Genomic DNA, 26,918 nt, shown 5'->3' with positions numbered 1-26,918 from the left:
TGCTCCCTTGCACGACGATCGTGTATAGCCCTGTCCCGTGGGGGGTGCGGGGGACGCGACGCGGCTCCGCGCGCCCCCGATCTCGTGTGTGGCGCCCGTATCCGGCGGCGCCGGCCGATGGCGCCCGCCCGGTGGCGGGCGCGTCTGCGGTGGGGTGGCGGTCAGCTGTGCAGGGCGCGCAGCACCTTGTAGAAGGCGGCCTTGTTCTCGAAGCCGATGCCGGGGGTGTCGGTCAGGCCGACGCGGCTCTTCTCGACGACGGCGTCGTCGGCGAATCCGCCGGTGGGCTGGAACTCGCCCGGGTAGGACTCGTTGCCGCCGAGCTTGAGGGCGGCTGCGATGTGCAGGGAGAACTGGTGCCCGCCGTGCGGGATGCAGTGCCTCGATGACCAGCCGTGCTGACGGAGCATGTCCTGGATGCGCAGGTACTCCACCAGACCGTAGGAGAGCGCGGGGTCGACCTGGATGGTGTCGCGGTCGGGGCGCAGGCCGCCGTAGCGGATCAGGTTGCGGGCGTCCTGGAGAGAGAAGAGGTTCTCGCCCGTGGCGATGGAGCCGGTGTAGTGCTCGGCGACGGTGGCGTTGAGGTGGTAGTCGAGCGGGTCGCCGATCTCCTCGTACCAGAACAGCCCGTAGGGCTCGATGGCCCGCCCGTACTCCAGGGCCGTGTTGAGGTCGAAGCGGCCGTTGACGTCGACGGCCAGCCGGGAGCCGTCGCCGTCCAGGACGTCGATGACGGCCTCGATACGGCGCAGGTCCTCCGCCAGGTCGGCGCCGCCGATCTTCATCTTGACGACGTCGTAGCCCAGGTCGAGGAAGCCGCGCATCTCGTCCTGAAGGTCGGTGAGGGTCTTGCCTGGGGCGTAGTAGCCGCCGGCGGCGTAGACGAAGACGGAGTCGTCGGGCTGCCCGTCGCCGTAGCGCTCGGACAGATACCGGTACAGCGGCTTGCCCTCGATCTTGGAGGCCAGGTCGAACAGGGCCATGTCCACCACACCGACCGCGACCGAGCGCTCGCCGTGCCCGCCGGGCTTCTCGTTACGCATCATCACGTCCCACGCCTTGGCGTGGTCCAGGCCGCCCTGCTCGTCGAGCAGGCTGCCGGGCTCGGCCTCGAGGAGGCGGGGCAGGACCCGGCGGCGCAGGATCTCTCCGGCGCTGTAGCGGCCGTTGGAATTGAAGCCGTAACCCACCACGGGCTTGCCGTCCCGGATGACGTCGCTCTCGATCGCCACGATCGAACAGTCCATGGAGCTGAAGTCGATCCAGGCGTTGCGGATCGAGGAGCTGATCGGAACGACACCCTCGTAGACGTTGGTGATCTTCACTGCGGAACCCTTCTCATATCTTATAAGATGCGATGTGTTAGAGTGAGCTGGTCCGATGCGGGATGTCAAGGGGTTGGGGAACCTCCGGAAAGGAATGGTCAGGGGGCCATGGCAGGACAGAACCTGTTCTTCAGCAAGAGCGACCTCGCCTACGCAGAACTCCGCGATCGGATCCTCTTCGGCACTCTTCCTGCCGGGTCACGGCTCGCCCAGTACGACCTCGCCGAGTCCCTCAACATGAGCATCACGCCCCTGCGTGAGGCCATCCGCCGCCTCAGCAGCGAGGGACTCGTCACCGTCGACACCCACCGCGACGTCCGGGTCTCCGTCATGAACTCGAACGAGGCCCGCCAGCTTTTCGAAGTCCGCCTGTCCCTGGACCCGACCGCCGCCGAACTTGCCGCCCAGCGACGGACCGACGACGACATCGCCACGATGCAGGCCGCCGTCGACAAGCTCCTCCCCGTCACCCGCCAATGGGGGGAAGAGGCACTCACGGCCCACCGCGCCTTCCACCAGGCGCTGTACCGGGCCTCGCACAACGACGTCCTCATCCGTCTCCTGGACGACCTGTGGGACAAGTCCGATCGCTACCGGCGCCTCGGCCTCGAGCTCCCGCCCGGTGACGAACCCCGCACCCGGGACCTACAGGAACACCACCAACTCGTCTCCCTCATCGTGGACGGCCGCGCCGCCGAAGCCGCCCAGCTGATGCGAGGCCACATCACCCACAGCCTCACCGCCACCGCCATCAGCGCCCTCGAAGACCGCGAGGGCATGCGGGCAGGCCAGTCCGTGGGCAGACCGGCGAGCCGGTGATCACCCGACCGACAAGAGCCTGGGCCACGAAGGATCCCGGGCTCTGCACGTACCAGTCGACGGCCTTGCCGAACAGTTCCTCTTTGTTGCCGTAGTCCGGCGGCCGGCTCCAGCGCTGCGCGCTGGTCCGCGCGCTGACGGCACATCCGTCCCTGCTCGTCTGCGACGAAGTGACGTCGGCGCTGGACACCGTCTCCCGGCAGCAGGTTCTCGACACACTGCCCCACCTCCTCGCCCCGCACCGCGGTCCGCTCAAGGCCCTCTACTCCCCCGCCCCGGCCCTCACTTCACCGAGCGCGTCCCAGCCCCAGGGAACGCATGAGACCACCATGCGACCACCACACCGGAAAACACGGAAAAGGCCGCCCCCGCATGTCTGCGGAAACGGCCTTCGACCTGCGAAAACGCTGGTCGGGACGACAGGATTTGAACCTGCGACCCCTTGACCCCCAGCGCGCCAATTCTCCTCTTATGCTCCACTTTAAGACTCTCGCGGACATGTCACGCCGTCAAGCTGCGTACGACGCCGTACACGGAAGCGGTCAAGTGACACATGGAGCAGCATCGACGCGGTGCATCGCGACCCACCGAACAACGCAACTGCCCATGGTTTCGAAACCTATGAACCGACCGCGGACGGCTACCAGCCCCGCAGGAACGCCCGACGCCTGACCAGGGCGGATGTAATATTCGGCACCCACAGGCCTGGCCGGGCTGCTCCCAGAAGGGAGTCACTCCGCCCACGGAAGAGGAATCTTGTTCTCGCTGCCCGGCATCATTGCCTTGCCTCCCACGGTCATGGCAACGAAGGCTTCCGCCGCACTGCCGACAGCCTTCATCTGCCGCACCACACCCGCGGGCAGAACGACCGCTTGCCCCGCCTTGACCCGCTCAGTCTCGCCGTCCATCACGACCTCGAACTCGCCCGAAATCGGCATCCATACCTGCTCGCGGTCGATGATGTGTACTGGCGTGGACATCTCAGCACCGATCTCCACCCGCCAGGTGCTGACTTCCGCACTGCCCTGACTCGGACCAGCTAATCCGAACATCGCTCCGGCGGGAGTCTTGGTCGTCCGCTGCTCACTCTCACTGATCACGTACACGGCGCCTCCTATGTAAAGTAGCTTTACTCGCAGCGAGTAAAGCTACTTTACATATATGTGTCAAGATGAACCATGGAGATCGACGACCCACTCGAGCGCACCGAGTTGACCTTCCTGCTTGGCATGGCCTTCCAACTGGTCCTGTCCGAGTTTGTGGACCGCCTCGATGCCGTCGGCTACGCCGAACTACGCCCGATGCACGGCTTGGTGTTCCAAGCACTGCGTGGCCCGGGCGCAACGACCAGCGAGCTGGCCGAACAGCTCGGCGTCACGAAGCAGGCCGCTGGTCAGATCGTCGACGACCTGGAGAAACGCGGCTACGTCGAGCGCAGGCCGCACCCTGCTGGCGGCCGACGAAGGCTCGTCGTGCTGACCAGCAAGGCCCTGGAGCATCTCTCCGTCGCCGGACGGATCCTGCACGAACTCGAGGCGCAGTTGGCCAGGCGGCTTCACGAAGTCGGCCTTCGGGTGCCACGAGCCGAAATCACTGCTGTCATTCGCGCTTTGGCCGGCGACTCCATCCCACCACTTCGACCCATCTGGTGAGCCGACTAACCTGACAGGCGCTGTCTACGGCCTCGGTCATCGCGTTGTCCTAGCTGCTCACGACAGAACTGACCGAGGTGTACGCGTCGACGTCGTTCGAGCCAGCCAGGGTAGCCGGTGCAGCAAACCACCAAGACGCCTGGGCGCAGGTCGGGTGGATCCGCCAGATCCCAGGTGAGCTGACTTGGCACACTTTTCACGATCTTCGAGGGTGTACCGGTTACCCACACTCGACAAGGGATCACCGCAGCTCAGGTGGGGTATGCGGCCGAGTGTGGTCGCATGGTGGTCGCATGATCCGTGAAGCGGCGACCGACTATGGGGGTGACAGTTCAATGCGTAACCGCTGGACGTGATCTCCATGCGCTCCGCCACCACCCGGGGACGCGTCTACCGCCCGTGCGGCTGCCGCGACCGGCAGCACCAGCAGCTCGGCGCCCGTTGCCCACGGCTCGCCACTGAGCCTGATCACGGCAGGTGGAGTTTTCGCCGTCGACCTCCCCTCCCCCACCTCCCGCCGCCACACCATCCGCCGCGGCGGCTTCCCCACCCAGGAAGCAGCCACCGCCGCACTGCAACGGATCCTGGAAGGTGAAGACGGCGGATTCTCCGCGGACCCGAACCAGAGCGTTGCCGACTACCTCACCGCATGGCTGACGGCCAAGGCCCTCATCCTGAAGCCCACGACCATGGCCCGGTACCGCGCCTACGTCACCGCCACAGGGTGTTGACGGAGCTTAGGATCCTCTGCTTCGGTGATGCAACCGATCTCAGCAACCGATCTCAGCAATCGATCTCAGCGCTCGATTGCAGTCCGGCTTCGGAGAGGGAGATCGGCAGTAGTTGCCCCATACCGAAGTTGGGAGGCGCGTCGTGAGACGTCCGCTCACAGCAGTTCTAGGCGCCCGCCACTGGCACGTACCCCTGTATGTCAGTGCCTGGGCGGACACTCACGATGTCGTGCTGGTCCAGGACGGGGAGCCCGATCAGATCACGGACATGGCCCGACGGCTCGACGCGTCCGTGTATGGGGACATCGAGGCAGCTCTGGACGCCGGACCCTTGGACCTGGCCTACGTTTTCGGGCCACACGACCGCATGGTGGACACCTGCCTGTCCCTGGTCGAGCGCGGCATCCCCTTCGTGGTCGAGAAGCCGGGCGGCCTGGGGGCCGAAGACGTGGAGCGGATTCGGGATGCCGCCGCTTCGGCAGGGGTCGCGGCGACCGTCCCGTTCGTCCAGCGCGGCGGCCCCGTGGATCACGCGCTGTCCCTGGCCGGCGCGCCGACGTACCAACGGGCGAGCTTTGTGGCCGGCCCGCCGGAGCGCTATCACGCGGCAGGCTGCTCCTGGATGCTCGTGCCCGCCCGCTCCGGCGGGGGGTGTCTGGTGAACCTGGCGCCGCACTTCGTCGACCTCTTCCTGCAGCGAAGCCGGGCCCGGCGCGTGGAACTGGTGACGGCCAATCTCTCCGCAAGCCTGCACCGCGAGGCGGTCGAGGACCATGCCACGCTGGTGCTCGCGGGCGACGACGGCAGTGAGGCCATCATCGAGGTCGGTTATGCCTTCCCGTCGAGTCCCGCCAAGCGGTACTGCTCCTACACCAGCGCCGGCGACGGGGGATACGTCGACGTGGGTACCTCCGGCGACGTCTCCTTCACGCGCGCGTCGGACGGTGTCACCGTGTCGAACTCCATCGACGTGGACAGCGACCCGCTGTACGACGTGTTCGTCCGACAGGTGGCCGACACCTGGGCGGACGGCTTTCCCGGGCTGCCTACCTTGGCCGACCTTGCCGACACAATGAGCCTCATCTGGGCCGCGTACAGGCGGTCCCCCATTGCGTCCCTGGAGGTCAGCCATGGCTGAGGTGAGCATCGACGACGTCGCCGCCCGAGCGGGCGTGCATCGCTCCACGGTTTCCCGCGCCTTCTCCCGGCCGGAAGCCGTGAATGCCGCGACCCGGAAACATGTCCTGGAGGTGGCGGAGAGTCTCGGGTACCGGGTAAACCCGCTGGCGCAAGCCCTGCGCCGTCGTGCGAGCAAGCTTGTCCCGCTGATCGTCCCGGACATCACCAACCCCTTCTACGGTGAGCTGGCGAGGACCATGGCGGCAGCGGCGGCCGACCGGGGTTACCAGTTGGTGTTGTGCGTGACCGGCGGCGAGGTGGCCCAGACCAACGCGTATCTGACATCCCTGCAGGAGATGTACGCGCCCTTCGGGATCGTCGCGCCGTCGACCACCGTGGACCTCGACGAGCTGCAGAACGTCGCGCTCGGCAGCAAGGTCGTCGTCGTCGACCGCGTCAAACAGGCACAGGTGCCGACCGTGACGGTGGACAGCGCCGAGGGCATCGCACTCGCCGTCGACCATCTGCGCGGCCTGGGGCACCGGCGCATCGCCTACGTGTCCGGCATCTCCGGGGCGTACACATCCAGGGACCGCCTGGCCGCCTACGAGGGGCTGGCCGCGGAGCTGGACATGCCGGCGATGATCCTGGACGGGGGCACCGGGCCCGATGTGGGGGAGCGGGCCGCCGAGCGCCTCGTGCACATGACACGCGAGGAGCGCCCGACAGCGGTCATCGCGGCCAATGACATGGTCGCCTTCGCCCTCATCTCCGCTCTTGGTGTGCGAGGTGTGTCCGTCCCGGACGAGGTGTCGGTGATGGGCTTCGACGGCCTGGAGTTCGGCGCCCGGTTCAACCCGCGACTGACCACCGTCCGCCAGCCCATCGCCGACATGGGAGTGATCGCCATCGACCTCGCCGAGAAACTCCTCAAGGACGGGGAGACGGGACATGTCGTCCTCGCCCCCGATCTGCTGATCCGTGAGTCGACCGCGGAGGTGCCCTGATGAGCCTGCCCGCAGGGTTTCAACACGTCGACCATGTCGCCTTCACGGTGCCCGACCTCGGCGAAGCGGTCGCCTTCTTCGTCAACGCCCTGGGCGCCGAGGAGCTCTACCGCTCGACACGCGGGCCCGACGCCCACTTCATGCCCGAACATTTCGAGGTCCCGGCCGATGCCCGTCTGGAACTCGCCATGTTGCGCATGCCGCCCAACCTCAACGTGGAGCTGTTCCAGTGGTGGAGCACGGACCAGCGGCGCGACTACCCGCGCCACTGCGATCCCGGCGGCCACCACCTGTGCTTCACCGTGGCGGACGTCGACACGGCCGTCGAGCATCTCCGGTCGCACGGCGCCCGTGTCCTGGGCGGGACGAAGGAGGTCGGCCCGGACAGCCCGCTCGTCGCTGGCAACCGGTGGACCTATCTCCGGGCGCCCTGGGGCCTGTTGATCGAACTGGTCGACCGCTCCCGCGTCCACCACCCGCCACCGCTGGTCGGGCCTGCTGACTGGACCGACCCCTCCCGAACTGGAAAGGACCTGTAGTGCGGATCATTGGCCACACCCTCGGCACGCCGGAACAGACCCTCCCCGAGGCGCTGGAGCTCTTCGCCTCCGCCGGTCTGGAGGGAGCGGAGGTCATTTACCAGAACGACTACCGCAGCGGACTGCCGGTCGGGGACGACGCGGCAGCGGCCGAGGCGGCCCGCGTGGCGGACGATCTCGGCGTACCGGTGGTGGGGCTCGCTCCGTACACCACGGGGCTCAACCATGAGGACCCGGCGCAGCGCCGGGCCGCGCTCGACGAGCTGCGGGCGACGGTGGACTGCGCTCATCGCGTGGGAGCGACCCGGATCCGCGTGTACGCGGGTTCCTGGGGAGCCGATCGAACCGACCACGCCGGACACTGGGAGCGCCTACGCGCGAGCCTTTCGGAGCTGGCGCCGCTCGCCGCCGACGCCGGAGTGCGCCTGTGCGTGGAGAACCACTTCGGAACCATGACGCAGTCGGCCAAGGAGACCGCTCGGCTGATACGTGAGGTGGACTCGCCTGCCGTTCGCGTGCTCTACGACCAGGCGAACCTCACCTTCACGCACGACGAGGCATGGCCGGAGGCGCTGCGGGAGCAGGGCGACCTGATCGGGCACGTCCACGTGAAGGACCTCGTCTTCACCGACCCGGACGCCCCCTTCGTCGCTTCCGAGACGGCCCGGGTGAAGGCGGACGAGCGGGCCGTGCGATCGCGCGTCGTCGGCGACGGCATCGTGCCCTGGTCCGACATCCTTCGGGCGGTCAAGCAGCACGGATACGACGACGTCCTCAGCCTCGAGTACGAATACCGCTGGCACCCGCAGGATCTCCCGGCTCCGGCTGAGGGCTTCGCCCGGGCCGCCCGCGTGCTGCGTTCACTCCTCGACGAGGCCGCCGGCCTCACGCCCGCGGAGGTGTCCCGATGAGCCGGCCCCCGCTGCGCGTCGGTGTAGTCGGCGCCGGGAACATCGCGCACATCGCGCAGTTGCCCACCCTGGTGGCGCGGGACGACGTCGACCTCGACGTCCTGGTGTCCCGGCGCGAGGACCCCTCCGAACTGGTCCGTCGATGGGGATTCTCCACCGCGGTCCCGACGATCGAGCAGGCCCTCGAACGTGACCTGGACGCCCTGTTCGTCCTGACCCCGAGGTCGGAGCATTTCGCCGGCGTGAGCCGCGCGTTGGAGGCGAGCGTCGACGTCTTCTGCGAAAAACCCCTCGCGACCGCGACCAGCGACGCGGAGCGGCTCGCCGACCTCGCCGACGAGCGCGACCGCGTGCTGATGGTGGGGTTCAACCGCAGGTTCGCGCCGTCCTACGTCGCCGCTCGTGACGAGTTCGGGGACGCCGGCGCCGCCTTCTGTATCGCGCAGAAGAACCGTCGCGGCAGTGAGTACCGCGCGACGTTCGAGAACGCCATCCACATGGTGGACCTGCTGCGCTGGTTCTGTCCGGGTGAACCGGTCGATGTCTCCGCCCACGCCGCCGGTGACGACCCCTGGGAGGAGGACGGCGTCTCCGCCCTGGTCCGATTCGCCGGGGGCGGCACCGGCGTCCTGACGGCGGCACGGAACGCGGGTGCGTGGGCAGAAAAGCTTGATGCCTACGGTGCGGAGCGCTCGGCCGAGGTGGTGGCTCCGGACACGGTGACCCTCACCCGGGACGGTGTGAGCACCGTGCGCTCGATGAGCCCCGAGGCATTCGGCTGGGCCACGGCGACGAACACCTTCGGGTTCGCCGCCGCCGTTCACCACTTTCTCGACCGCGTACGAGACCGTGGCGCGCCGCTGACGTCGGGGCGGGAAGCCGCCCGCACGCAGGCGCTCCTCGACGAAATCCTGCAGGCCGCCGGTCTCCCCGTGAAGGAGCAGGAGGGCCGCACCTGGTCCAGTCACGCGACGCGCTGACCCTCCGCGAGCCCCGACCGGCCCCTCATCGCGGCCGGCATCGGTGGCATCAACTTTCGAAGAAGGCTTCCGGAACCGCCGACAGCGTCGACCGGAATCGACCGGAACCCCCTGGTCCGCGGCGCCCCAGACCGCCGACTGTTCGCACAGCCCCATCCCTCACTGCACTGAGGAGCGCTCAATGGCGAACGCACCAAGAACAGCCTCACCGAAGTCCCCCTCCGCCACCGGCCACGCGGAAGCCCCGCCCCGCGGGAGGCGGTTGAACATCCTGGCGGGCACCGTCGGCCACTTCATCGAGTGGTACGACTGGTACATCTACGGCCTCCTGGCCGCCGTCTTCTCGAGCCAGATCTTTCCCGGGGGCAGCCCGGCGATGTCGCTGATCAGCGCCCTGCTGACCTACGCGATCGGGTTCGTGGTGCGTCCGCTGAGCGGCATCATCATCTCCCCCCTGGCCGACCGCTACGGCCGCCGTGTCGTCCTGGCCACCACCGTCGGCGGCATGGCCGCGGGCAGCCTGATCCTCGCGCTCACCCCGCCGTTCTCCGCAATCGGATACGCGGCGCCGCTGCTGTTCCTGTTCGCCCGCGTACTGCAGGGCATCTCGGCCGGCAGCGAGATGCAGAGCGCCATCGCCTACATGGTGGAGAACGGCTCGACCGACCGGCGCGGCCTGTTCGGCTCGTTGTCGAATATGGCCAGCGGCCTGGCGACGCTGGCCGCCACCGGCATGGGGGCGATCGTCACCTCGACGCTGGACACCCATGACCTGGAGACGTGGGGCTGGCGCATCCCGTTCGCCATCGGCGGCCTCCTCGGCGTCGTCGGTCTGCTGCTGCGCTCGCGCGCCGACGAATCCCCGGAGTTCGAGGCCGCCGTCGAGGAGTCCGCCGCCGGCCGGCAACCCGAGAACCTGCGACTGCGGGAACTGCTGCGCAGGCACCCCAAGGCACTGCTGCAAACCGCGGCTCTGTCGGCCCCCGCCGTCGCCTACTACACGTGGGCCACCTTCCTGCCCACCTACGCGCACCTGACCACCGGCCGTGACCTGGACTCCGCCTTGGCCGGGAACGCCATCGGGCTGGGCCTGCTGGTGATCAGCGTGCCGCTGTGCGGTGCCCTGTCCGACCGCATCGGCCGGCGCAAGCCGTTCCCCATCATCGGGGCCATCGGCATGGTGGTGCTCTTCTATCCGCTGCTGCTGTTGCTGCAGCACCCCGGATTCGGCGTATATGTGACGGTGACCGTCTCTGGCTGGGTGGTCCTGGCGATCTGGCAGGGGGTCTACCCGACGATCCAGGCCGAACTGTTCCCCGCCGCCGTTCGCGTGTCCGGCATCGGTGTGGCCCACCAGATCGTCATCGCGGCCCTCGGTGGGACGGCACCACTCATCGCCAGCGCCTTCATCGAGGCGGGCCACCCCATGGGCGTAGCGGTGTACATGACGGCCGTCGTCCTGCTCTGCCTGATCGTCTACCTGACCCTGCCGGAGACGGGCAGCGCAGGCACGCACACCACTTCCACCACGCCCCTTGCTGCGGTATCCGACGCCGAGCACAGCTCCACATCCACGAAATCCACGAAATCCACGAAGTCCACGGAGGACACCCCATGACCGCCCCGTCCCAGATCGCGCTGGTCACAGGGTCCAGCGGAGGCATTGGAGCCGCTACCGCCGAACGACTGCATGCAGCAGGCGCGGTGGTCATCGGCTGCGACCGCACGGCATCGGACAGCCGCCCGAAGTGGCTGGCGGACTTCCGTGAACTCGACGTCACCGACGAGCAGTCGGTGCGCGACACCGTGACCGGGATCAAGGCGGAGTACGGGGCGATCGATGTCCTGGTGCACGCCGCCGGCGTTCTCGGCAACGAGCCGGACCTGCTCACGACTTCGAGCTCCGAGTTCGCCCGGGTGATGGCGATCAACGCCACGGGTGCCTTCTCCGTACTGCGCGAAGTCGGCCTTGTCATGCAGGCCCAGAGCTCCGGCTCCATGGTCGCGGTGGCCTCGGTCGCCGCGAAGGAGGCCCGTCGCGCGTACGTGCCGTACAACGCCAGCAAGGCGGCCGTGTTGAACATCTGCTGGTCACTGGCTCTGGAACTCGGCCCGGACAACGTGTCGGTCAACTGCGTGTGCCCCGGCCCGGTCAACACCGCCATGTGGGACCAGCTCGCGACCCGCGCCGGCGGCGGCGATCCCGAGGGGGACCGGCGCGCCCGCCAAGCCCGGTCCGCGCAGATCCCGATGGGCCGGTTCGCCGAGCCGGAGGAGGTGGCGGCGACCATCGCCTTCCTCACCGACCCGACAAACCGTTACCTGACCGGCCTGAGCCTGGATGTCGCCGGTGGTGCCCGGCTGGGGATGGGCAGCTGATGGAATGCCTCCGCACGGGGAGCCGGTGACACGTCCCGGGTTCCGTGAGCCGGAGCCCGGGGCCCCCGGGAGGCGAGCTGTACCAGTGAGGGCTCACGGGCCCATCACGCGCAGGGGGCAAGGGGTCGCAGAGTGGGGAGGGAGGGATCAGGACTTCGGTGCCGGTTCGGCGATACGGGCTTCGAGGTCGGCGACGCGCCGGTCCTGGAAGCGCAGGTTCGAGCGGGCGGCCTTGAGCCGCTCGTGGAGGGTGCGGTTGTCGGTGGTGAGCTGGCGGACGCGCTGTTTGAGGGTGGTGTTCTCGGTGGTGATCCGCTGGATGGCGCCCTCGGTCCACTCAGCTTGCAAGTCGCGTATCTGGCCGAGGAGTTCGCCGATCTGAGTGCGCTGGGCGAGGATCTCGGTGTGGGCGGCTTTAAGGGCGTCCTCGGCGTTCAGGGCGCGTTCGCGCCAGGCCGCTTCGCGGTCGGAGACCTGGCCGAGGTAGCGGCGGATGTGCGTCAGGGTCGCGCCGTGCCGCAGCAGCCGGGTGGCCAGCGTGTGCCGGGCCTGGTGGGCGACGTAGTGACCGCCGAGGTCAAGCGGCTCTTCGCAGTTGAGGGTGTAGCGCCGAGAATGTAGAGCTGTTGGACGGTTGGATGTGAGTCGTCAGGAGGTGCGAGCGTCGTAGTTCTCGCGGTTTGCGAGGACCTCGGCCATGTGCGTCTGCGCCCTACGCGAAGCACTACAACCAACACCGGCCACACCAATCCCTCGGACAACGGGCGCCGGACCGACTCACCGAACCCGGACCACCTACCGCCACTGACCACACTCGCGTCCTTCGACTCGATCGACTCGGCGGCCTCATCCACGAATACACGCAGGTCGCATAGGGTGACACCGTTTTCGACACCCACAGGCCACGAGGTAACGGATGGCGTCGATCATCTGCCGGTGGCAGTAGCCCTCCGGCTGCCCGCTCCTGCCCTCAAGCCATCCCGGCACCGGCAACAAGCCCCGAACCTCGTCCGGTCGCTCGTGTCGCCTTCACTACGATGAGCACTCCAACGGACGGGGGGGATTCGTGGAGGATGCGCGTCTTAGCGAGCTGGCCGCTCGTGTACGGGAGTTCGGCGAAGGCGGAGATCCGCGGCGCGTACTCGAAGACGACGCCTTGGCTGTTGCGGCGGAACTCTTCGCGTCGGTGGGTGGGCGACCCGAAGAAGCCGACCCCGATGCCCTTCACACCATTGCCGCGTTCTATTGGGCCCGGTCCCTGGCGCACGAGGGCGGCACCTTCGCTGCCCGGGATCTCGAGACGGCGATCAGTGTATTCGGTCTGCTTTACCTGGTCGATCACCGGCGGGTGCCGCGTGAGCTGTGGCCCCGGCTCGCCGATGAGACCGGATACGACCCGTGGAGCGACCCGCTGGAACATGCGGCAGATCTGGTCGTCGGTGCTGAGGAGGCAGCCCTCGCTCTGGAGGCCGCGCGCTCCCGTTGGGGTGCCGGACACGGAACGCCATGGTGGTGGGCGGCCGATGCCTACGTCGAAGCAGGACGACATGCGCTGATCGACGTGGCCGACGGGATGCTCTTCAGCCGCGCCTGTGCCGTGGCGGACGAACAGATCGCCGTTCTGCGCGACAGCGGCCGCGCCGAGGACGTCGCCGAACTCGCGGAGACGCTGTTCGCCGCGGGGCTGCTGCGCGTCAGCCCGTATCTGGGGAACATGTCGGGACTGTCCTTCGAGTCGGCTCATGATCTGTGGCGCAAACGCCAAGCTCGGCACCGCTCGGTCCACCCCGACGATTCCGTCGCACCAGAAACTGCGGAGATGCCCCCTCCACTGGTCGCCGCCGAGGAGGCGGTCCGGTATCTGCGTGAGGCCGCCGACCTGTCGCGCGAGCACGAGCGGGGACGTGTCCTCAAGGCGTTGGCTGAAGCCCTGTCCATGGTCGCCGGTCTCAAGCAGGAGTCGCATGACGAAGAGATCCCGGCGGCTGCCCGTGAGGCGTTCGACTTGCTGGACCCGGTCCGGGATCCCCTCACCCATCTATAGCTGCTGAGAATCCTGTGCTTGTCCGGCGAGCTCTCGCTGCCCGGCAACCTTCAGGACGTGCTGCCCCTGCCACTGGCAGCCGTCCGGGACCGACAGGGGATGCGGGAGGCCGCGAGCGTCCTCGCCGAGGCGCTCACGCTTGCGGAGGAGGCCTGCCGGCCCGACCTGGAGTTCCAGCTGATCGAGGCCGCTGACCGCGAACTGCCGGACCTGCCCACGGCTTCCTACCGACGTCGCCGCTGGGCCAGCGAGGTGCACTGTCTGGCGGACAATCGCCTGGGCTGCTTCGCAGGGCTGATCCGAGTGGAGGAAACCGCAGGTCAGCTCCGCAACCGCGCGGACGAAGAGGGCTGGCCCCCCGAGGAACGCGCGGCGACCCTCATCCACCTCGCCGCCCACGCCCGGGAAACGAGGAGGAACACCTCGGCCGCGCTCTGACAGCGGAGGCGCGGGAGCTGGCTCCGGAGCTGTGCCGCCGGTGTGGTCCCGCACTGGGCTACCTCAGGGCTGTCCCGTAATGACCTCCGGTGTGATGGTGGCCAGCGCGGCTCCTCCTATCCAGCCAGCGTGAGGTTGTGCAGACGGGCGATGCCGAGCATGGCGTAGTGGACACCGTCGCCTTGGAGGCGGCAGTCGCGCAGGATCTTCCACGCCTTCATGCGGGCGAAGGCGTGCTCGACGCGAGCACGGACTTTCCGGTGGGAGGTGTTGTGGTCCTCTTTCCAGGCTGGGAGTTCGGTCTGGCCGGGTTCGCGTCGGTGCGGGATGACCAGTCCAGTGCCCCGGTAACCACCGTCGGCGATCACGGTGGTGTGACCGACAGCGGCCTTTGCGCCGGAGATTTCCCATGCCTTGCAGTCGTTGCGGTTGCCCGGGACAGGCCGGCCGACGGCGACAACGAACCGGGTGTCGGCGTCGATGACGACCTGGTGGTTGGTCGAGTAGCGGTAGTTTTTCGACTGCTCGGCGACGGTGTGATCGCGGGTGGGGACCAAGGTGCCGTCCGCGATCAACACGGTGCCGTCGCGGAACCGCTTACGGGTCTGGAGAGCGAGTAATGGCCCGAGGTGGTCGATGATGCGGCCAGCGGCCGACTTCGACACCCCGAACAACGACGCCAACTGCCGAAAGGTCAGGTTCGTCCGCCAGTACGCGACGACCAGCAGGACCCGGTCCTCCAGCGGCAAGCTCCACGGCCGGCCCTGCGTGCCTGGTCGGTTCTTTCACGCCGCGAGGCTGTGATCAGCTTGCCGAACTGCTGTGGGCTCAGCCCGGTGAACGGGGCTATCCAGGATGACTTCGACGCCGTGATCACACCAGACACGTGGGAATGATCCCGGAGGTGAACAGCCACCTGACGCTGATCAGTCCGTCTCCGCTGGCAGGACCCACCGATGCGTCCATCAGCCACCGCAACTCGGCATCCTGGTAATGATCCGCGACGCCAGACCATGCCAGGCCACGACCTGCCGGATGTGGACGGTGACGGCCGGAGTGACTTCGCGGGACGGCACCGCAGCTCACCAGCCAGTGCGCACAGCGGCGTGCGCCAGCGGGCCCCGGTCTCGGTGCGGCCGGATCTCCCCCGGCCAGGCGTGATGCCGTTGAGTAACCCAAAACCAACGTGGCGAAGATAAAAATATACACCGTGTAGACTTTCTGGGCAGGGAGCAGCCCTGCTCCCCGCGAGACCTTCCTGGAGGAGCAATGCAGAGGCAGAACTGGCTCATCACCGGCGTCAGCACGGGCCTGGGACGTGCCTTCGCCCAGGCCGCCCTGGCTGCCGGTCACACCGTTGTCGGCACGGTCCGCTCCGAGGAGGACCTGCGGGCCTTCGAGGGGCTTAAGCCCGGTTACGCTCGCGGCCGCATCCTGGACGTGACGGACGACCACGCCGTCTCGGATGTGATCACGGAGGTGGAGCGAGGTGTCGGTCCCTTGGATGTCGTCATCGCCAACGCCGGCTACGGCCTGGAGGGCACCTTCGAGGAAACCCCGCTGGCCGAGGTGCGGCGGCAATTCGAGATCAACGTATTCGGGGCAGTGGCCACCCTGCAGGCAGCACTGCCCCACATGCGCCGACGCCGCCGCGGACACCTGATGGCCGTCACCTCCATGGGCGGGCTCATGGCCGTGCCCGGCATGTCCGCCTACTGCGGCAGCAAGTTCGCCCTGGAAGGCATCCTCGAAGCACTGGGCAAGGAGGTCGCACAGTTCGGGATCCACGTGACGGCGATCGAGCCCGGCTCCTTCCGCACCGACTGGGCCGGACGGTCCATGACACGCGCCGCGCGGACCATCGACGACTACGACGAGCTGTTCGATCCCATCCGTGAAGCGCGGCAGAAGGCAAGCGGGAACCAGCTCGGCAACCCGGCCAAGGCCGGAGAAGCCGTCGTGCGCATCGCCTCGGTCGACCAGCCGCCGGCCCACCTCGTCCTGGGCTCGGACGCGCTGCGGCTGGTCACCACTGCGCGCACTGCCGTGGACGAGGACATCCGCGCATGGGAGACGCTCTCCCGCACGACCGACTTCGACGAGGGTGCTCAGCTCTGATGCCCAGCCACCACCCCGCGCGGAGCCGACGCAGCACCGAACGCAAGGGCGATCTGCGGGAGCGGGCCATCCTGGACACCTGCGAAGCCCTGCTCGCGCACAAGGGCTACAACGCCATGACCGTCGGCGACATCGCCCAGGGCGCCGGCATCACACGCGGCGCCCTGTACTTCTACTTCGGCTCCAAGCAAGAAGTAGTTGTGGCACTCGTGGCGCGTACCGTCGAGCACCTGTGGGAGCGGTCCCGGACCACCGCGCAGACCGACGAGCCCCGCCAGGCCATCGCAGAAGCCATGCAGCGCACGGTAGAGCTGTGGAACGAGCACGGCCTGGTCATGCGCACGGCGATCGACCTGTCGTTGACCGTGCCGGAGATCGGCGAGCTGTGGAGCCATACAGCGGACTTGTTCATCACGGCCATCACCGCCGTCCTGGAACGGGCCGGCATCCAGGCCGGCACCGAACCAGAACAAGCCTCAGCGATGGCACGCGCCCTGTGCTGGATGATCGAGCGGACCTTCTACCACGCCTCACAAGAGTCCCGCGAGACGCTGCAAGGGGCATCCGCGACCTGCGAACACATCTGGCTGACCAGCGCCGGTCTGACCACCTGACGGACGTGGCGTGACGGTCAGGCGCGAAACCGAACCCCGTGGCTTCCAGCCCTACCGTCCATTGTGCTTCCCCGGTGGACACCCCACGAGGCACAAACATCCTCTCCCAGCTCGAGCACCAGCAGCTGACGTTCAAAGCTCTCGTGCATGACCTTCCGAACTAGGTAGCGAGATCTGGAAGATCACTTACGGGACAGCCCTTAGTAGGACTCCGTTAGGTCTTTCTCGATCTTGGAGTCGTGGAGGTCCTGGTGGGCAGGGTTTGGTGGCAGGTGGTGCAGATGCCGGTCCAGCACCTCAAGACGTCCTGGGGGGTCTCGAGGACTTGGTAGAGGGTGAGACCGGCCCGGGCACTTTTGGGGCCAGGCGCTGTTCGGTGAGGAAGGCGTGGGCGGCGGTCACGAGGGTGACGTGGTGGTGCCAGCCCGGCCAGGAACGCCCTTCGAAGTGGTCCGGGCCCAGGCCGTGCTTGAGTTCGCGGTAGTCGTGCTCGATGCGCCAGCGGACCTTCGCCAGACGGACCAGGTCGGCGATCGGGGTGTCGGCCGGCAGGTTGGACAGCCAGTAATCGGTCGGCGCCTCGGCGCCGGCGGGCCATTCGACCAGTAGCCAGCAGTCGGGCAGGATCCCGTCCCACCAGCCCTGTCCGGCCGAGGCCGCAGCTTTGATCGGGCGCTCGACGGCCTTGCCGGCGGGACGGACACGCACGGCGGCTAAGCGGGAACGTAACTCCCCTCTCGAGCCGTGCCGCCAGGTGAGCGGGGTGAATGCCTCTTGATCAAGGCCGGCGGCAAGGGCCGCCAAGGACGGTGCTGGATGCCGGTAGCGGGGCTGTGGCCAGCAGCCGACGGGCCCGTTGCGGGTTGGGGCCTCAGGCTCCGCGTCGAACGGGTGGGCGGTCACATCGCCGCGGACGGCCAGCACGTAGGCGACTTGGCGGTCGGACAATGCGGCTCGCAGATGCGCGTTGGTGCCGTAGGCGGCGTCAGCCACCACAGCCGGCGGCCTCATGCCCCAGCCGGCGAGCGTGTCGAGCATGTCCAGGACCAGGCGCCACTTCTCGCTATGCCTGATGTCCGCCGGGATCCGCGCGAGGTCCCGGCGGACGGTGTCCGATACCCACTCCTCAGGCAGGAACAGACGCCATTGCAGCGGGCAGGAGGCGGTGTCGGTGGCGGCGTGGATACTGACCGCGACCTGGCAGTTTGCTCTCTTTCCCAACGCCCCGCAGTACTGCGGAGCCACCCCGGCCGACATCCGGCCGTCCTTGGGCACCGACACATCGTCGATCACCCACGCCGCCGGACCGATCAGCGGCAGCATCCGTTCGCAGATCCTGCGCTGCACCGGCACCGGATCCCACGTGGACTGGTTCACGAACTGCTGCAGGTTCTGCTCGTTGCCGTCCGGTAATCGCGAGGCCATGGCCTGGATGGACTTGCGCCGACCGTCCAGCATCAGTCCGCGCAAGTAGCAGTCGCCCTTGGCCCGCTGGTCCTTCCGCGGCACCGAGGCGAACACATCCGCCACGAACAACGCCAACGTCGCCCGTACACGGTTCACTTCATGTGCATCCACCCAACCCAACATGCTCCCGTACAGGCCCGACCGGAAGACCTAACGGAATCCTATTAGTACGGCTGAAGGGGTTGGACTATCCGTTGTGTGCTTCGAGCTCGGTCGCCAGCGTCTGTTGGGTGGCCGCCCACGACGCCAGGAGCGCTAAATTGTCAGCGGTCGGTGTGCCCGCGGGTGCGGTGTAGACGTTGAGGTGCAGGCCGGGTTCGGCGGGCAGTTCCAGGGACTCGACGTCCAAGTCGAGCTGGCCCACGATCGGATGGCGCACACGCTTGCGGCCGGACCGGTGCAGCTGCACGTCCTGAGATGCCCACCGCTGCCGAAATAGCTCACTGCACGTTGACAGTTCGCCGACTAGGGCGATCAGCTCCTCGTCGTGCGGATTGCGACCGGCTTCCATGCGTAGCTTCGCGGCCGCGTCACCGGCAATTTGGTCGTAGTCGACAAAGAAATCTCTGGCCGCCTCGGGGTTTAGATAGACGAACCGCGCTGTGTTCGCGGGCCGTCGCGGGTCGGCCAGCACCGGCGAATACAGCGCGCGAGCGAGTTGATTCATGGCGAGCACGTCATAACGGCCGTTACCGATCAAGGCCGGCGCATCGGAGATCGCGTCGAGCACCTGCTGCAGCGTCGAGCGCACCGTCACGGCAGGCCTACGCCGACGTGGGCCGCTGGGCGCCCTGGATTGGCGCGCGAGGTGGAACAGGTGGTCGCGCTCGGCCTCGTCGAGTTGCAAGGCAGAGGCCAACGCGTCGAGCACGCCATCGGAGGCACCGGCGAGGCTGCCGCGCTCCATGCGCACGTAGTAGTCGACCGATACCCCCGCCAGTAGCGCTACCTCCTCGCGGCGCAGACCTTTGACCCGACGGTTGCCGCCGTAAGCGGGCAGGCCCGCCTGCTCGGGTGCGATGCGGGCGCGACGCGAGCTGAGAAACTCCCGGATCTCGGTGCGTAGATCCATCGTGGCCATCCCCTCACCGTAAGCCCGTCCCGCAGTCTAAGGGGTACCCGATGCGGTCGTCGCGATGCCGCCGTCTACCGGGATGATGGTGCCCGTGAGGTAGGACCCAGCCCGGCTAGCGAGAAACACGGCGATACCCGCCATGTCGTCGTCGCGGCCGAGCCGGCGCAGAGGGGCCGCCGCCGCGATCGTGTCGCCGATGGCATCGAGCGTGGACGCCATCATCTGCGACGGGAACACTCCCGGTGCTACCGCGTTCACCGTGACGTGCTGTGGGCCCAGCTCTCTGGCAAGCACTCTGGTGAGTTGATGGAGTGCCGCTTTGCTGCTGGCGTACGAGTAGTTGGGCGACTGGGCGACGTGGATGGCGGCGATACTGCCGATGTTAATGATCCGCGCGGGATCATCGGCGGTGCCCGCCCTGCGAAGTGCGGGGAGCAGCGCCTGCACCAGCCAGAACGGCGACTTGAGGTTGAGGTCGATCACTGCGTCCCAGGCCTCGTCCGGGAACGTCCCTAGCGGCTCGCGCCACATCGCTCCCGCGTTGTTGACAAGGATGTCCAGGCGTTCCGAGTCGACCTTGACAAGATCAGCGAGGCGCTGACACTCGTCGTGCCTGGACAGGTCGGCGGGGATTGCTTGAACGTCGCCGAATTCGGACAGTAGATGCTGTGCCTCCGCGCACGTGTCTGCCTTGCGTGAGCTGATGACGACGCGGGCGCCCGCCTGGAGAAGGCCGCGCGCTATCATCATCCCAATGCCCCTGGTGCCGCCAGTGACAAGGGCGTACTTCCCACGCAGATCGAAAAGTTCTGTGTGAGTGGTGAATTGGTTGTCCGCCATTGGTCTCCGTCCCTTCTGTCGTGGAAAAATGCGCCGACACGGTCGCGCATTCGGGGCAGCTGAATTGAACTGATGGGGGTAAAGCTGCAGTGCGTGTCCATGGAGTGTTGTCGGCGCTTTCGACTCGACCAGGTTGACAGGCGTTTGGGACGTCTGGGAGACCCTGGTGATACAGGTACTGTGAGATCCCCCTTGCCTGGTGCGCTGACTCATCCCGGATCCACCGGCTTGATTCCCGATTGACCATTTCGGGGTCGTGCAGGCCGTGTTGGGGCTGAGTTGCGGATTCGGGCATGGGGTGGCCGCTGGTCTGCCCAGCAGGTCTCGGGCCCCTTCGGGCAGGTCGGTCACGGAGCGTCAGAGGGCCAGCGGTGCATGCACCGTGCTGAACAGCTGGGTGAAGTCCTCGCTCCAGGGCCGTTCGGGCATGTGCGGGGTGAGGCGGCGGGCGGAGCGGGCCAGGCGGCCGGGCACGTTGATCAGGCGGTCACGGATGGTGGCGGTGGTCGTGTGGGGCTCGAATATTCATCGCTCCTGGTCAAGAGGTATATCTGTACTCGTTGATCACACCGCCGAGGATGCGGGTGCGCAGGACTCTGCGGCTGGCCGGCTTCAGGACTGGAGGTGGTTGTCCATGGACTGGGGGAGGTAGTTGGCATCGGGCCCGGTGGGGGCGGTGCTCGTTGTAGTGCCTCTGGTACGTGGCCAGGACGTGGCGCGCGTGAGCTTCGTCGAGAATGAGTATGTGGTCGAGGACTTCTCGGCGGAGGGTGCCGATCACTCGTTCGCAGTGGGCGTTGGCCTTCGGTGCGCGGACCGGTGTCTTGATGATCTCGATGTCCTCGGCCTGGAACACGGCGTCGAAGGCTTCGGTGTACTTGCTGTCGCCGTCCCGGATGAGGAAGCACAGCGAGTCCATGCGCATGCCCAGGTCGGTGGCGAGGTTGCGGGCCTGCTGGGTGGCCCAGGCCGCGGTCGGGTGTGCGGTGACGCCGACGATGTGCAGGCGCCGGGTGCCGTGCTCGAGAAAGACCAGGGCGTACAGGCGGTGCAGGCTGATGGTGTCGATGTGGAGGAAGTCGCAGGCGATGAGGCCGGTGGCCTGCGTAGAGAGGAACTCGCGCCAGGTTGGGCCAGTGTGGCGGGGTGCGGGGTCGATTCCTGCGGCGTGGAGGATCTGCCAGACGGTCGACGCGGCGATCGGGTGTCCGAGCCAGGCCAGTCCACCTTGAATCCGGAGATGGTCCCATCGGCTGTTCTCGCGGGCAAGGCGCAGCACGAGGTTCTTGACGGCGGCCTGCGTGGGCGGCCGTCCGGGACCTCGGCGTCGTCGGGAGTAGTCCCATCGGCGGGCGACGAGTCTGCGGTGCCAGGCCAGCAGCGTGCTCGGTGTGACCGGGAAGACCTTGGCCCAGCGGCGGCGGGGGATCAGCGAGGACGGGGCTGCGAACCAGAGACGGTCCGCCGGCTCGTACCATCCCTTGCAGTTGGCGTCGTAGCACAGCGTTTTCGTGCCGGAGGACGAGAAGCTCAGCCTCCTTCGAGGTGTCCCGCCGTAGGAGCACTGCTGGGACAGAGAGAAGACGTCGAGTCATCCGGTAGAGAAGCGACACGACCATCCAACCAGGATCGCAGTGCCACGCGGAGGCCGTGGCGTTTTGACCAGCAGCGATGAATATCCGAGCCCCACAGGAACTGCTGGTGCTGCGGCACGAGAACGCGGTCCTGCGCCGCCAGTTGGCCGGACCGGTCCGCTATGAGCCTGCCGACCGGTTCTGGTTCGCCGCCCTGTTCGGGCTGATACTCCGGCGCCACTGGCTCAAGATCTTCCCTGTCACCCCCCGGCACCCTGCTTGCCTGGCACCGAAGGTTCATCGCCGCAAAGTGGGACTACACCGCGCGCCGGGGCACCGGTTGCCCACCCACCCCGGCAGCGATCAAGAATTCGTCCTGCGACTGGCCCGGGAGAATCCGACGTGGGGGCACCGGCGGATCCATGGGGAGCTGACCCGACTCGGGCATCGGATCGCCGCCTCGACCGTCTGGGAGATCCTCAACGCGGCCGGCATCGACCCTGCGCCACGTCGCTCAGGCCCCACCTGGCGCCAGTTCCTGACCACGCAAGCCGAGGGCATCATCGCGGCAGACTTCTTCCACATCGACACCGCCCTCGGCAGGCGGTTGTATGCACTGGTGTTCCTCGAGCACGGCACCCGGCGACTGCGCATCACCGGGGTCACAGCCCGCCCGACACGGGAATGGGCGGTGCAGCAGGCGCGGAATCTCACCGCCGACCTGGGCGTGCGATTCTTGCTGCGCGACCGCGATGGCAAGTACGGCGAGGCGTTCGACGCCGTCTTTGAAGCCGAGGAGATGGACATCCTCACAAGTGCGCCACAGGCTCCCCGTATGAACGCACACTGCGAACGCATCATCGGCAGCATCCGACGCGAAGCCCTCGACCACATCCTCATCATGAACGAGACCCACGCCCGCCACATCCTCGCCGCCTACGAACAGCACTACAACGAACACCGACCCCACCAGGCCCGCAACCAGCTACCACCCGACGCCCACAAACAACCTGTTGCGGCGCATGCCCTCAGCACCAGCAAAGCCCTGCGCACCCGGATCCTCGGCGGCCTCATCAACGAGTACAGATACGCGGCATGACATGCAGCGATGACTTTTCGAGCGGCACAGCCGTGGACCGACGCGCAGTGGGGCGTAACTTCTCCCGCGCGATCCGCGAGCACCTGCGCGAGCGCGGCATCCGGGCAGCGATCCCCGTCCCGGCGGACCAGCGGAGCCACCGGCTCCGTCGGGGCGGCCGAGGCGGCCGGCCACCGGCCTTCGATCGCGAGACTTACAAGCAGCGCAGCACCGTCGAGCGGTGCGTCAACCGCCTGAAACAGTGGCGAGGCATCGCCACCCGCCACGAGAAGACCGCCACCGTCCATCTGGCCGGACTCCACACCGCGGGCGCCTTCCTCTGGTCCGCCCAGTGATTCCGGACGGCGCTGCCTAGCGCTTGTCGACGGCGAGTTCGCCGTTCAGGATCACCACGCGGAGGTCGCGTACGTTGCGGATGTCCGTGGTGGGATCGGCGTTCAGCACGAGCAGGTCGGCGCGCTTGCCAGGGGCCACCGTGCCGAGGTCGGGGCGGACACACTGCCGCGACGCACCGCTGGTGCCTGCGGCCAGTACCTGGGTGGGCGTCATCCCGGCCGCCACCATGAGTTCGGCCTCTTCCAGAGTGTTGGCTCCGAACAGGCCCCGACCGCTGAAGGTGTCGCTGCCCAGCGCGATGTGCACGCCGGCCTCGGCGACCTTCCGGAGATTGCCACGGGCGTCCGGGTGGGCGTCGTCGATCCAGAGCGTGGGTGTGTAGGTGATGCCGTGTTCGAGCATCAGGTCGATGAGCGAGCGGTCGGTGAGGGGCTCGACGGTGACCCCGTGCTCCAGGCCGTCTGCCCCGGCCTCGATCGCCTCGCGTGCCGCGGCTTGCTGGGTGGTGTGGACGGTGACCCGAAGACCCCGCTCGTGCCCGGTCTCGATACCCGCCCGAAGGAGGTCAAGGGGAAGCCGTTCCAACTCGACACCATCCGGAAAGGCAGGATTCTGCCAGAGGTATTTCGGCCCGCCGGAGTGTGGGCACGCCCCCTCTGACAGGAGTTTGATCGCGTCCACCTTGCGGTCAGCCAGGTGGTGCACCAGGTCGCGGATCTCCTGCACGCTGCCGGCCTCTCTCGTGAAGCGCTCGCGCGCCCAGGGGTTGTCGCTGAAGACAGTGGCGGCGGGGTGCCCACCGCGTCCGGTGATGCCGCAACCGGTCGCCAGCAGTCGCGGGCCACTCAGCGTGCCTGCGGCGATTCTGGCCCGTGTGGCCAGGATTCCGTCCGTCGGATCGCCCACCGACTTGATGGTGGTGATCCCGTGGTCGAGGAACAGCCCGAGCCGTCCGGGAAGCTCGTTCTCCTCGAAGGCCCGCATCGAATCGGGATCGGAGACCGCGCGCACGTCGTAGAAGTGGATATGAGTGTCGATCAGTCCCGGCATGACCCATCCTCCGGCGGCATCCACCTCCTGTCTGCCCCTGAGCGGCTCGGCCGATACGGAAGCGATCCGTGCGCCGTCGACGGCGACGTCATACAGACCGGTGAGCGCCTGGCGGCCGTCGAAGACACGTGCGCGACTGATCACGAGGTCGTAGGTCGCAGGACCGCGAGCCTCGGCGCTCGCGATCGCTTCGTCTTTCTGGTTCATCGCTCTCACTCCTGGCACGTTCTGAGTAGGTGTTCAGGTTCGGGTGCGTGTAGATGGACCGTGCCGCCGCTGACACCGGGAGCCGGGAGGCCCTGGAGCACCGCACCCCGGAGCAAACTGCAACTAAGCGAGTTACAGTTGGGGCGTGCGTCAAGACGCAGGACGTGTATGCGTCACCGCTGAATCAGCGGTCCTTCGCTTCGTTGTCGGAGGCCAGTATCTGCTGCAGCAGGGCGGCGATCGTCGTCCGGCCGAGCCGCTCCTCCAGAGCTCGCTCCGCGTTCTGGAACTCGACGTCAAGCAGATTGCCGATGTTGCGGCCGACCACGCACGCCCCGCTGGGCGGATGGAGGTGCCTCGAGAAGACCTGCTCCCCCTCCACGGCGGCGTACGCGTCATAGAGCGTGATGTCCCGCGGGGTGCGAGCAAGGGACCAGCCACCTCCACGCCCCTCGGTGGACCGCACCAGGTGAGCGTCTCGCAAGCGGCCGAGGATGCGCCGCACAAGAACTGGATTGCTTTCGAGGCTGTCCGCGATCTCCGCGGAAGTCAACGAGCCTCCACGCCGGTGCGCCAGCATCGCAAGCGCGTGAATCGCGACCGCGCTCCTGCTGCTGAGCCCCGCCATCTCCGACTCCTGTCGCCGCCAGCAAACTGCCACCAAACTAGTTGCAGATGATTCGATGGTCAACCGAGTCGTCCGGGGACCTCGGACCTGAGCAGGCCGGATGCACCCTGGTCGGCTCATCGCCTTCATGACCCGACGCCTTCGGGGGCTTGCCGCATCCACTACGAGATACGCGCCTACCTCCACCAGGGGCTCCTCCGACTCGGGTGCTCGGGCGGGCCCATCGTCCGTGATGCCGGCATCAGCGACACGACCCGGGGCCGCACAGGTCTGATCGAACGCGGCGAGTTCACACGGATCCTGCAACGCCTCGACGAGTGACAGCTGCCCCGCCTGCACTTCTCATTCCGAAACGATCGATCAGTCGCCGCGGGCGACCGGCTCGGGATCCGCGTCGAGCGCCTCGGAGACTGCGTCGCCGTTCGCCATCGCCCGCTCGGCCAGCATGTGGACCGGGTCGATCAGCGCCGCCCCGAGAGCTCCGGTCACGCCCGCAGCCCGTCCAGCGCCGTGTCGATCGCCGCCAGGGCCGCAGCCCTGTCGAGCCCCGCCCTCGATACGAGCGAGAGACCTTGGACCAGGTAGAGCAGCATCTGGGCCTGGGCCGCGGGACGGGCTTTGTCGGTGACCTCTCCGGCGGCCTGCGCGCGGCGGAGCGCGTCGGTGACGATGTCGGTGAACCGGTGGTACGAGCGGGTGACGATCTCCGTGGCTTCGCTGTCCTGGGGGACGAGTTCGGCGGTCGTGTTGCCGACCAGGCAGCCCTGCGGCACGCCCACGTCGGAGATCAGTTCGTCCAGCCGCGCGGGATGGGTCAGGATCTCCCGCAGGGCGGGCAGGAGCTGGCTGGTGTCGAGGGCGGTGATCAGGTGCCGCTCGTACACCTCCCAGTAGAGCCTGACGGCTTCGAGGTAGAAGCGGCGCTTGTCGCCGAATGTGCCGTAGAGGCTGCCGCGCTCGACGGCCAGCGCATCGACCAGGTCCTGGACCGACGTCGCCCCGTACCCCCGGGACCAGAACAGTTCGAGTGCCCGCTCCAGCGCTTGTTCCTTGTCGAACTCGCGGGGGCGTCCGGTTCGTGCCACGTGCCCGATACTACGACTTCTTGACTCCTTGTTCAAGAAGTCGTAGCTTCCGTTGAGTCACTTCTTGAACGCACGCACAGAAGTCGGTCGCTCGCCGGCCGGCACGAAGGGCGAAGCAATGGAATTCGCAGGCAAGACGGCACTCGTCACCGGATCCGGCGCGATCGGCGGACTCGGGCACGCGACCGCCAAGGTTCTGGCCACGGGCGGAGCCGACCTGATCCTGACCGGCACCGATCCACAGCGCGGCGCCCAGGTCGTGGAAGACCTCGGCGCAGCCGGTGGCACTTCCGCCGGGACGGTGCGTTTCGTCGCCGCCGACGTGTCCGATGTGGCGGGCGTGCGGCAGCTGGCCGCGGACGCAGGAGCCGTCGACATCCTGATCAACAACGCAAGCGTCATGACGTTATCCCCGACCACCGGGCAGGATCTCGCGAGCTACGACGCCGCCTTCGCGGTCAATGTGCGTGCCCCGTTCCTGCTCACCGCTCTGCTCGCGGAGAAGATGGCCGCGGGCGGCGGCAGCATCGTCAACGTCAGCTCCACCGCGGCCGGCCTCGGCATGCCGGGCATGGCCGTCTATGGCGCCACCAAGGCGGCGCTCGAATCGCTGACCCGCACCTGGGCGGCGGAATTCGCCGAGTCGAACGTGCGGGTCAACGCCGTCGCTCCGGGCCCGATGCGCACCTCGAAGGTGGTCGCGGCGATGGGACCGGACATGGGTGGCATGGGCCTGGCCACCGTACTCAAGCGCACCTCCGACCCGGCCGAGGTGGCCCACGTGATCGCCTTTCTCGCCAGTGACCGGGCCAGTTACATGACCGGCGCGATCGTGGCCGTCGACGGTGGCCGCACCGCAATCTGAAAGGGGCCAGAAA

At 67.6% G+C, this 26,918-nt stretch carries 25 protein-coding genes and 4 pseudogenes; 17 read left to right on the top strand and 12 right to left on the bottom strand.

Going from position 1 to position 26,918, the window contains the following annotated elements:
• Nucleotides 1–161 precede the first annotated feature (161 nt).
• Nucleotides 162–1,328 (bottom strand): mandelate racemase/muconate lactonizing enzyme family protein, encoded by a 1,167-nt coding sequence (locus EEJ42_RS21545; protein WP_123101927.1) that lies wholly within the window; start codon nt 1,326–1,328, stop codon nt 162–164.
• A 108-nt stretch (nt 1,329–1,436) separates the two neighbouring features.
• Between EEJ42_RS21545 and EEJ42_RS21540 the strand changes: the two genes are divergently transcribed.
• Nucleotides 1,437–2,147 (top strand): GntR family transcriptional regulator, encoded by a 711-nt coding sequence (locus EEJ42_RS21540; protein WP_123101925.1) that lies wholly within the window; start codon nt 1,437–1,439, stop codon nt 2,145–2,147.
• Nucleotides 2,148–2,878: 731 nt separating this feature from the next.
• On the opposite strand, the gene EEJ42_RS21525 is transcribed toward EEJ42_RS21540, so the two are convergent.
• Nucleotides 2,879–3,253, bottom strand: a complete 375-nt coding sequence (locus tag EEJ42_RS21525; protein WP_123101923.1) for a cupin domain-containing protein — start codon at nt 3,251–3,253, stop codon at nt 2,879–2,881.
• Between the two features lie 72 nt (nt 3,254–3,325).
• Between EEJ42_RS21525 and EEJ42_RS21520 the strand changes: the two genes are divergently transcribed.
• The 8 genes from EEJ42_RS21520 (at nt 3,326) to EEJ42_RS21485 (ending at nt 11,465) form a co-directional block, all read left to right on the top strand.
• Nucleotides 3,326–3,799, top strand: coding sequence for a MarR family winged helix-turn-helix transcriptional regulator (locus EEJ42_RS21520; RefSeq protein WP_123101921.1), 474 nt, complete (start codon nt 3,326–3,328; stop codon nt 3,797–3,799).
• Nucleotides 3,800–4,672: 873 nt separating this feature from the next.
• Nucleotides 4,673–5,668: a Gfo/Idh/MocA family protein gene (locus EEJ42_RS21515; RefSeq protein ID WP_123101919.1), complete on the top strand. Its 996-nt coding sequence runs from the start codon at nt 4,673–4,675 to the stop codon at nt 5,666–5,668.
• On the top strand, nt 5,661–6,656 hold the full coding sequence (locus tag EEJ42_RS21510; protein WP_123101917.1) for a LacI family DNA-binding transcriptional regulator: 996 nt from the start codon (nt 5,661–5,663) through the stop codon (nt 6,654–6,656). The genes EEJ42_RS21515 and EEJ42_RS21510 overlap by 8 nt, the downstream gene beginning before the upstream one ends.
• Nucleotides 6,656–7,195, top strand: a complete 540-nt coding sequence (locus EEJ42_RS21505; RefSeq protein WP_123101915.1) for a VOC family protein — start codon at nt 6,656–6,658, stop codon at nt 7,193–7,195. Before EEJ42_RS21510 ends, EEJ42_RS21505 begins: the two co-directional genes overlap by 1 nt.
• Entirely contained in the window at nt 7,195–8,106 is a 912-nt protein-coding gene (locus tag EEJ42_RS21500; protein ID WP_123101913.1) for a sugar phosphate isomerase/epimerase family protein, read from the top strand. The genes EEJ42_RS21505 and EEJ42_RS21500 overlap by 1 nt, the downstream gene beginning before the upstream one ends.
• Nucleotides 8,103–9,086 (top strand): Gfo/Idh/MocA family protein, encoded by a 984-nt coding sequence (locus tag EEJ42_RS21495; protein ID WP_123101911.1) that lies wholly within the window; start codon nt 8,103–8,105, stop codon nt 9,084–9,086. Before EEJ42_RS21500 ends, EEJ42_RS21495 begins: the two co-directional genes overlap by 4 nt.
• 181 nt (nt 9,087–9,267) lie before the next feature.
• Nucleotides 9,268–10,704, top strand: a complete 1,437-nt coding sequence (locus tag EEJ42_RS21490) for an MFS transporter (RefSeq protein WP_123101909.1) — start codon at nt 9,268–9,270, stop codon at nt 10,702–10,704.
• The gene (locus EEJ42_RS21485) at nt 10,701–11,465 is read left to right on the top strand and encodes an SDR family NAD(P)-dependent oxidoreductase (protein WP_123101907.1); all 765 of its coding nucleotides are present in this window, start codon (nt 10,701–10,703) and stop codon (nt 11,463–11,465) included. Before EEJ42_RS21490 ends, EEJ42_RS21485 begins: the two co-directional genes overlap by 4 nt.
• 147 nt (nt 11,466–11,612) lie before the next feature.
• Here EEJ42_RS21485 and EEJ42_RS53015 read toward each other — a convergent pair whose 3' ends face one another.
• Nucleotides 11,613–11,813 (bottom strand): hypothetical protein, encoded by a 201-nt coding sequence (locus tag EEJ42_RS53015; RefSeq protein WP_123101905.1) that lies wholly within the window; start codon nt 11,811–11,813, stop codon nt 11,613–11,615.
• On the opposite strand from EEJ42_RS53015, the gene EEJ42_RS53010 reads away from it, so the two are divergent.
• The 3 genes from EEJ42_RS53010 to EEJ42_RS21450 all read left to right on the top strand — a co-directional run bounded on the left by EEJ42_RS53010 (nt 11,808) and on the right by EEJ42_RS21450 (nt 13,947).
• On the top strand, nt 11,808–12,086 hold the full coding sequence (locus EEJ42_RS53010) for a hypothetical protein (RefSeq protein WP_246097101.1): 279 nt from the start codon (nt 11,808–11,810) through the stop codon (nt 12,084–12,086). The two genes, EEJ42_RS53015 and EEJ42_RS53010, sit on opposite strands and share 6 nt — an antisense overlap.
• Nucleotides 12,087–12,531: 445 nt before the next feature.
• Nucleotides 12,532–13,509: a hypothetical protein gene (locus EEJ42_RS21455; RefSeq protein ID WP_148082000.1), complete on the top strand. Its 978-nt coding sequence runs from the start codon at nt 12,532–12,534 to the stop codon at nt 13,507–13,509.
• An 18-nt stretch (nt 13,510–13,527) separates the two neighbouring features.
• Nucleotides 13,528–13,947, top strand: a complete 420-nt coding sequence (locus tag EEJ42_RS21450) for a hypothetical protein (protein WP_123101901.1) — start codon at nt 13,528–13,530, stop codon at nt 13,945–13,947.
• Between the two features lie 116 nt (nt 13,948–14,063).
• Here the strand turns inward: EEJ42_RS21450 and EEJ42_RS21445 are convergent.
• Nucleotides 14,064–14,833, bottom strand: a pseudogene (locus EEJ42_RS21445) (transposase).
• Between the two features lie 383 nt (nt 14,834–15,216).
• On the opposite strand from EEJ42_RS21445, the gene EEJ42_RS21440 reads away from it, so the two are divergent.
• Together EEJ42_RS21440 and EEJ42_RS21435 are read left to right on the top strand one after the other, a co-directional pair.
• The gene (locus tag EEJ42_RS21440) at nt 15,217–16,065 is read left to right on the top strand and encodes an oxidoreductase (RefSeq protein WP_042158760.1); all 849 of its coding nucleotides are present in this window, start codon (nt 15,217–15,219) and stop codon (nt 16,063–16,065) included.
• The gene (locus EEJ42_RS21435) at nt 16,065–16,679 is read left to right on the top strand and encodes a TetR/AcrR family transcriptional regulator (RefSeq protein ID WP_018093608.1); all 615 of its coding nucleotides are present in this window, start codon (nt 16,065–16,067) and stop codon (nt 16,677–16,679) included. Before EEJ42_RS21440 ends, EEJ42_RS21435 begins: the two co-directional genes overlap by 1 nt.
• Nucleotides 16,680–16,976: 297 nt before the next feature.
• On the opposite strand, the gene EEJ42_RS21430 is transcribed toward EEJ42_RS21435, so the two are convergent.
• From EEJ42_RS21430 to EEJ42_RS21415, 4 genes and pseudogenes are all read right to left on the bottom strand, one after another.
• Entirely contained in the window at nt 16,977–18,257 is a 1,281-nt protein-coding gene (locus tag EEJ42_RS21430; protein WP_123101899.1) for an IS701 family transposase, read from the bottom strand.
• 76 nt (nt 18,258–18,333) lie between these two features.
• Nucleotides 18,334–19,227 carry a helix-turn-helix transcriptional regulator gene (locus EEJ42_RS21425; protein ID WP_123101897.1) on the bottom strand — a complete coding sequence of 298 codons (894 nt, stop codon included), beginning with the start codon at nt 19,225–19,227 and terminating at the stop codon, nt 18,334–18,336.
• Nucleotides 19,228–19,254: 27 nt separating this feature from the next.
• Complete coding sequence (locus EEJ42_RS21420; RefSeq protein WP_123101895.1) at nt 19,255–20,061, bottom strand: SDR family oxidoreductase; 807 nt, start codon at nt 20,059–20,061, stop codon at nt 19,255–19,257.
• A 538-nt stretch (nt 20,062–20,599) separates the two neighbouring features.
• Nucleotides 20,600–21,680 (bottom strand): annotated as a pseudogene (locus EEJ42_RS21415) (integrase core domain-containing protein).
• 52 nt (nt 21,681–21,732) lie between these two features.
• Between EEJ42_RS21415 and EEJ42_RS21410 the strand changes: the two are divergent.
• A pseudogene (locus EEJ42_RS21410) lies at nt 21,733–22,734 on the top strand (integrase core domain-containing protein).
• Nucleotides 22,735–22,796: 62 nt separating this feature from the next.
• Nucleotides 22,797–23,069: pseudogene (locus tag EEJ42_RS21405) on the top strand (transposase); the annotation flags it as partial.
• Between the two features lie 16 nt (nt 23,070–23,085).
• Here EEJ42_RS21405 and EEJ42_RS21400 read toward each other — a convergent pair.
• From EEJ42_RS21400 to EEJ42_RS21385, 4 genes are all read right to left on the bottom strand, one after another.
• Nucleotides 23,086–24,327, bottom strand: a complete 1,242-nt coding sequence (locus tag EEJ42_RS21400) for an amidohydrolase family protein (RefSeq protein WP_123101893.1) — start codon at nt 24,325–24,327, stop codon at nt 23,086–23,088.
• Between the two features lie 184 nt (nt 24,328–24,511).
• Nucleotides 24,512–24,955 carry an Rrf2 family transcriptional regulator gene (locus EEJ42_RS21395; RefSeq protein ID WP_123101891.1) on the bottom strand — a complete coding sequence of 148 codons (444 nt, stop codon included), beginning with the start codon at nt 24,953–24,955 and terminating at the stop codon, nt 24,512–24,514.
• Nucleotides 24,956–25,315: 360 nt separating this feature from the next.
• A complete protein-coding gene (locus EEJ42_RS21390) occupies nt 25,316–25,444 on the bottom strand; it encodes a hypothetical protein (RefSeq protein ID WP_425472934.1) in 129 nt (42 codons plus the stop codon).
• On the bottom strand, nt 25,441–26,040 hold the full coding sequence (locus EEJ42_RS21385; RefSeq protein WP_123101889.1) for a TetR/AcrR family transcriptional regulator: 600 nt from the start codon (nt 26,038–26,040) through the stop codon (nt 25,441–25,443). Before EEJ42_RS21385 ends, EEJ42_RS21390 begins: the two co-directional genes overlap by 4 nt.
• Nucleotides 26,041–26,158: 118 nt before the next feature.
• Here EEJ42_RS21385 and EEJ42_RS21380 point away from each other — a divergent pair, with 118 nt between their 5' ends.
• Complete coding sequence (locus EEJ42_RS21380) at nt 26,159–26,905, top strand: SDR family NAD(P)-dependent oxidoreductase (protein ID WP_123101887.1); 747 nt, start codon at nt 26,159–26,161, stop codon at nt 26,903–26,905.
• Nucleotides 26,906–26,918: the final 13 nt, after the last annotated feature.

Source organism: Streptomyces botrytidirepellens (assembly GCF_003721215.1).
Lineage (GTDB): Bacteria > Actinomycetota > Actinomycetes > Streptomycetales > Streptomycetaceae > Streptomyces > Streptomyces himastatinicus.
The sequence above is the reverse complement of the archived record's forward strand: the minus strand, read 5'-3'. Positions and strand labels throughout refer to the sequence as shown.

Excerpts from the sequence above, each read along its gene's own strand:
- EEJ42_RS21510 (WP_123101917.1), top strand. The coding sequence starts at position 5,661 with ATGGCTGAGGTGAGCATCGACGACGTCGCCGCCCGAGCGGGCGTGCAT.
- EEJ42_RS21505 (WP_123101915.1), top strand. The coding sequence starts at position 6,656 with ATGAGCCTGCCCGCAGGGTTTCAACACGTCGACCATGTCGCCTTCACG.
- EEJ42_RS21420 (WP_123101895.1), bottom strand. The coding sequence starts at position 20,061 with ATGGCGGACAACCAATTCACCACTCACACAGAACTTTTCGATCTGCGT.
- EEJ42_RS21490 (WP_123101909.1), top strand. The coding sequence starts at position 9,268 with ATGGCGAACGCACCAAGAACAGCCTCACCGAAGTCCCCCTCCGCCACC.
- EEJ42_RS21395 (WP_123101891.1), bottom strand. The coding sequence starts at position 24,955 with ATGGCGGGGCTCAGCAGCAGGAGCGCGGTCGCGATTCACGCGCTTGCG.
- EEJ42_RS21540 (WP_123101925.1), top strand. The coding sequence starts at position 1,437 with ATGGCAGGACAGAACCTGTTCTTCAGCAAGAGCGACCTCGCCTACGCA.
- EEJ42_RS21380 (WP_123101887.1), top strand. The coding sequence starts at position 26,159 with ATGGAATTCGCAGGCAAGACGGCACTCGTCACCGGATCCGGCGCGATC.
- EEJ42_RS21425 (WP_123101897.1), bottom strand. The coding sequence starts at position 19,227 with ATGGCCACGATGGATCTACGCACCGAGATCCGGGAGTTTCTCAGCTCG.
- EEJ42_RS21435 (WP_018093608.1), top strand. The coding sequence starts at position 16,065 with ATGCCCAGCCACCACCCCGCGCGGAGCCGACGCAGCACCGAACGCAAG.
- EEJ42_RS21495 (WP_123101911.1), top strand. The coding sequence starts at position 8,103 with ATGAGCCGGCCCCCGCTGCGCGTCGGTGTAGTCGGCGCCGGGAACATC.
- EEJ42_RS21520 (WP_123101921.1), top strand. The coding sequence starts at position 3,326 with ATGGAGATCGACGACCCACTCGAGCGCACCGAGTTGACCTTCCTGCTT.
- EEJ42_RS21485 (WP_123101907.1), top strand. The coding sequence starts at position 10,701 with ATGACCGCCCCGTCCCAGATCGCGCTGGTCACAGGGTCCAGCGGAGGC.
- EEJ42_RS21440 (WP_042158760.1), top strand. The coding sequence starts at position 15,217 with ATGCAGAGGCAGAACTGGCTCATCACCGGCGTCAGCACGGGCCTGGGA.
- EEJ42_RS21400 (WP_123101893.1), bottom strand. The coding sequence starts at position 24,327 with ATGAACCAGAAAGACGAAGCGATCGCGAGCGCCGAGGCTCGCGGTCCT.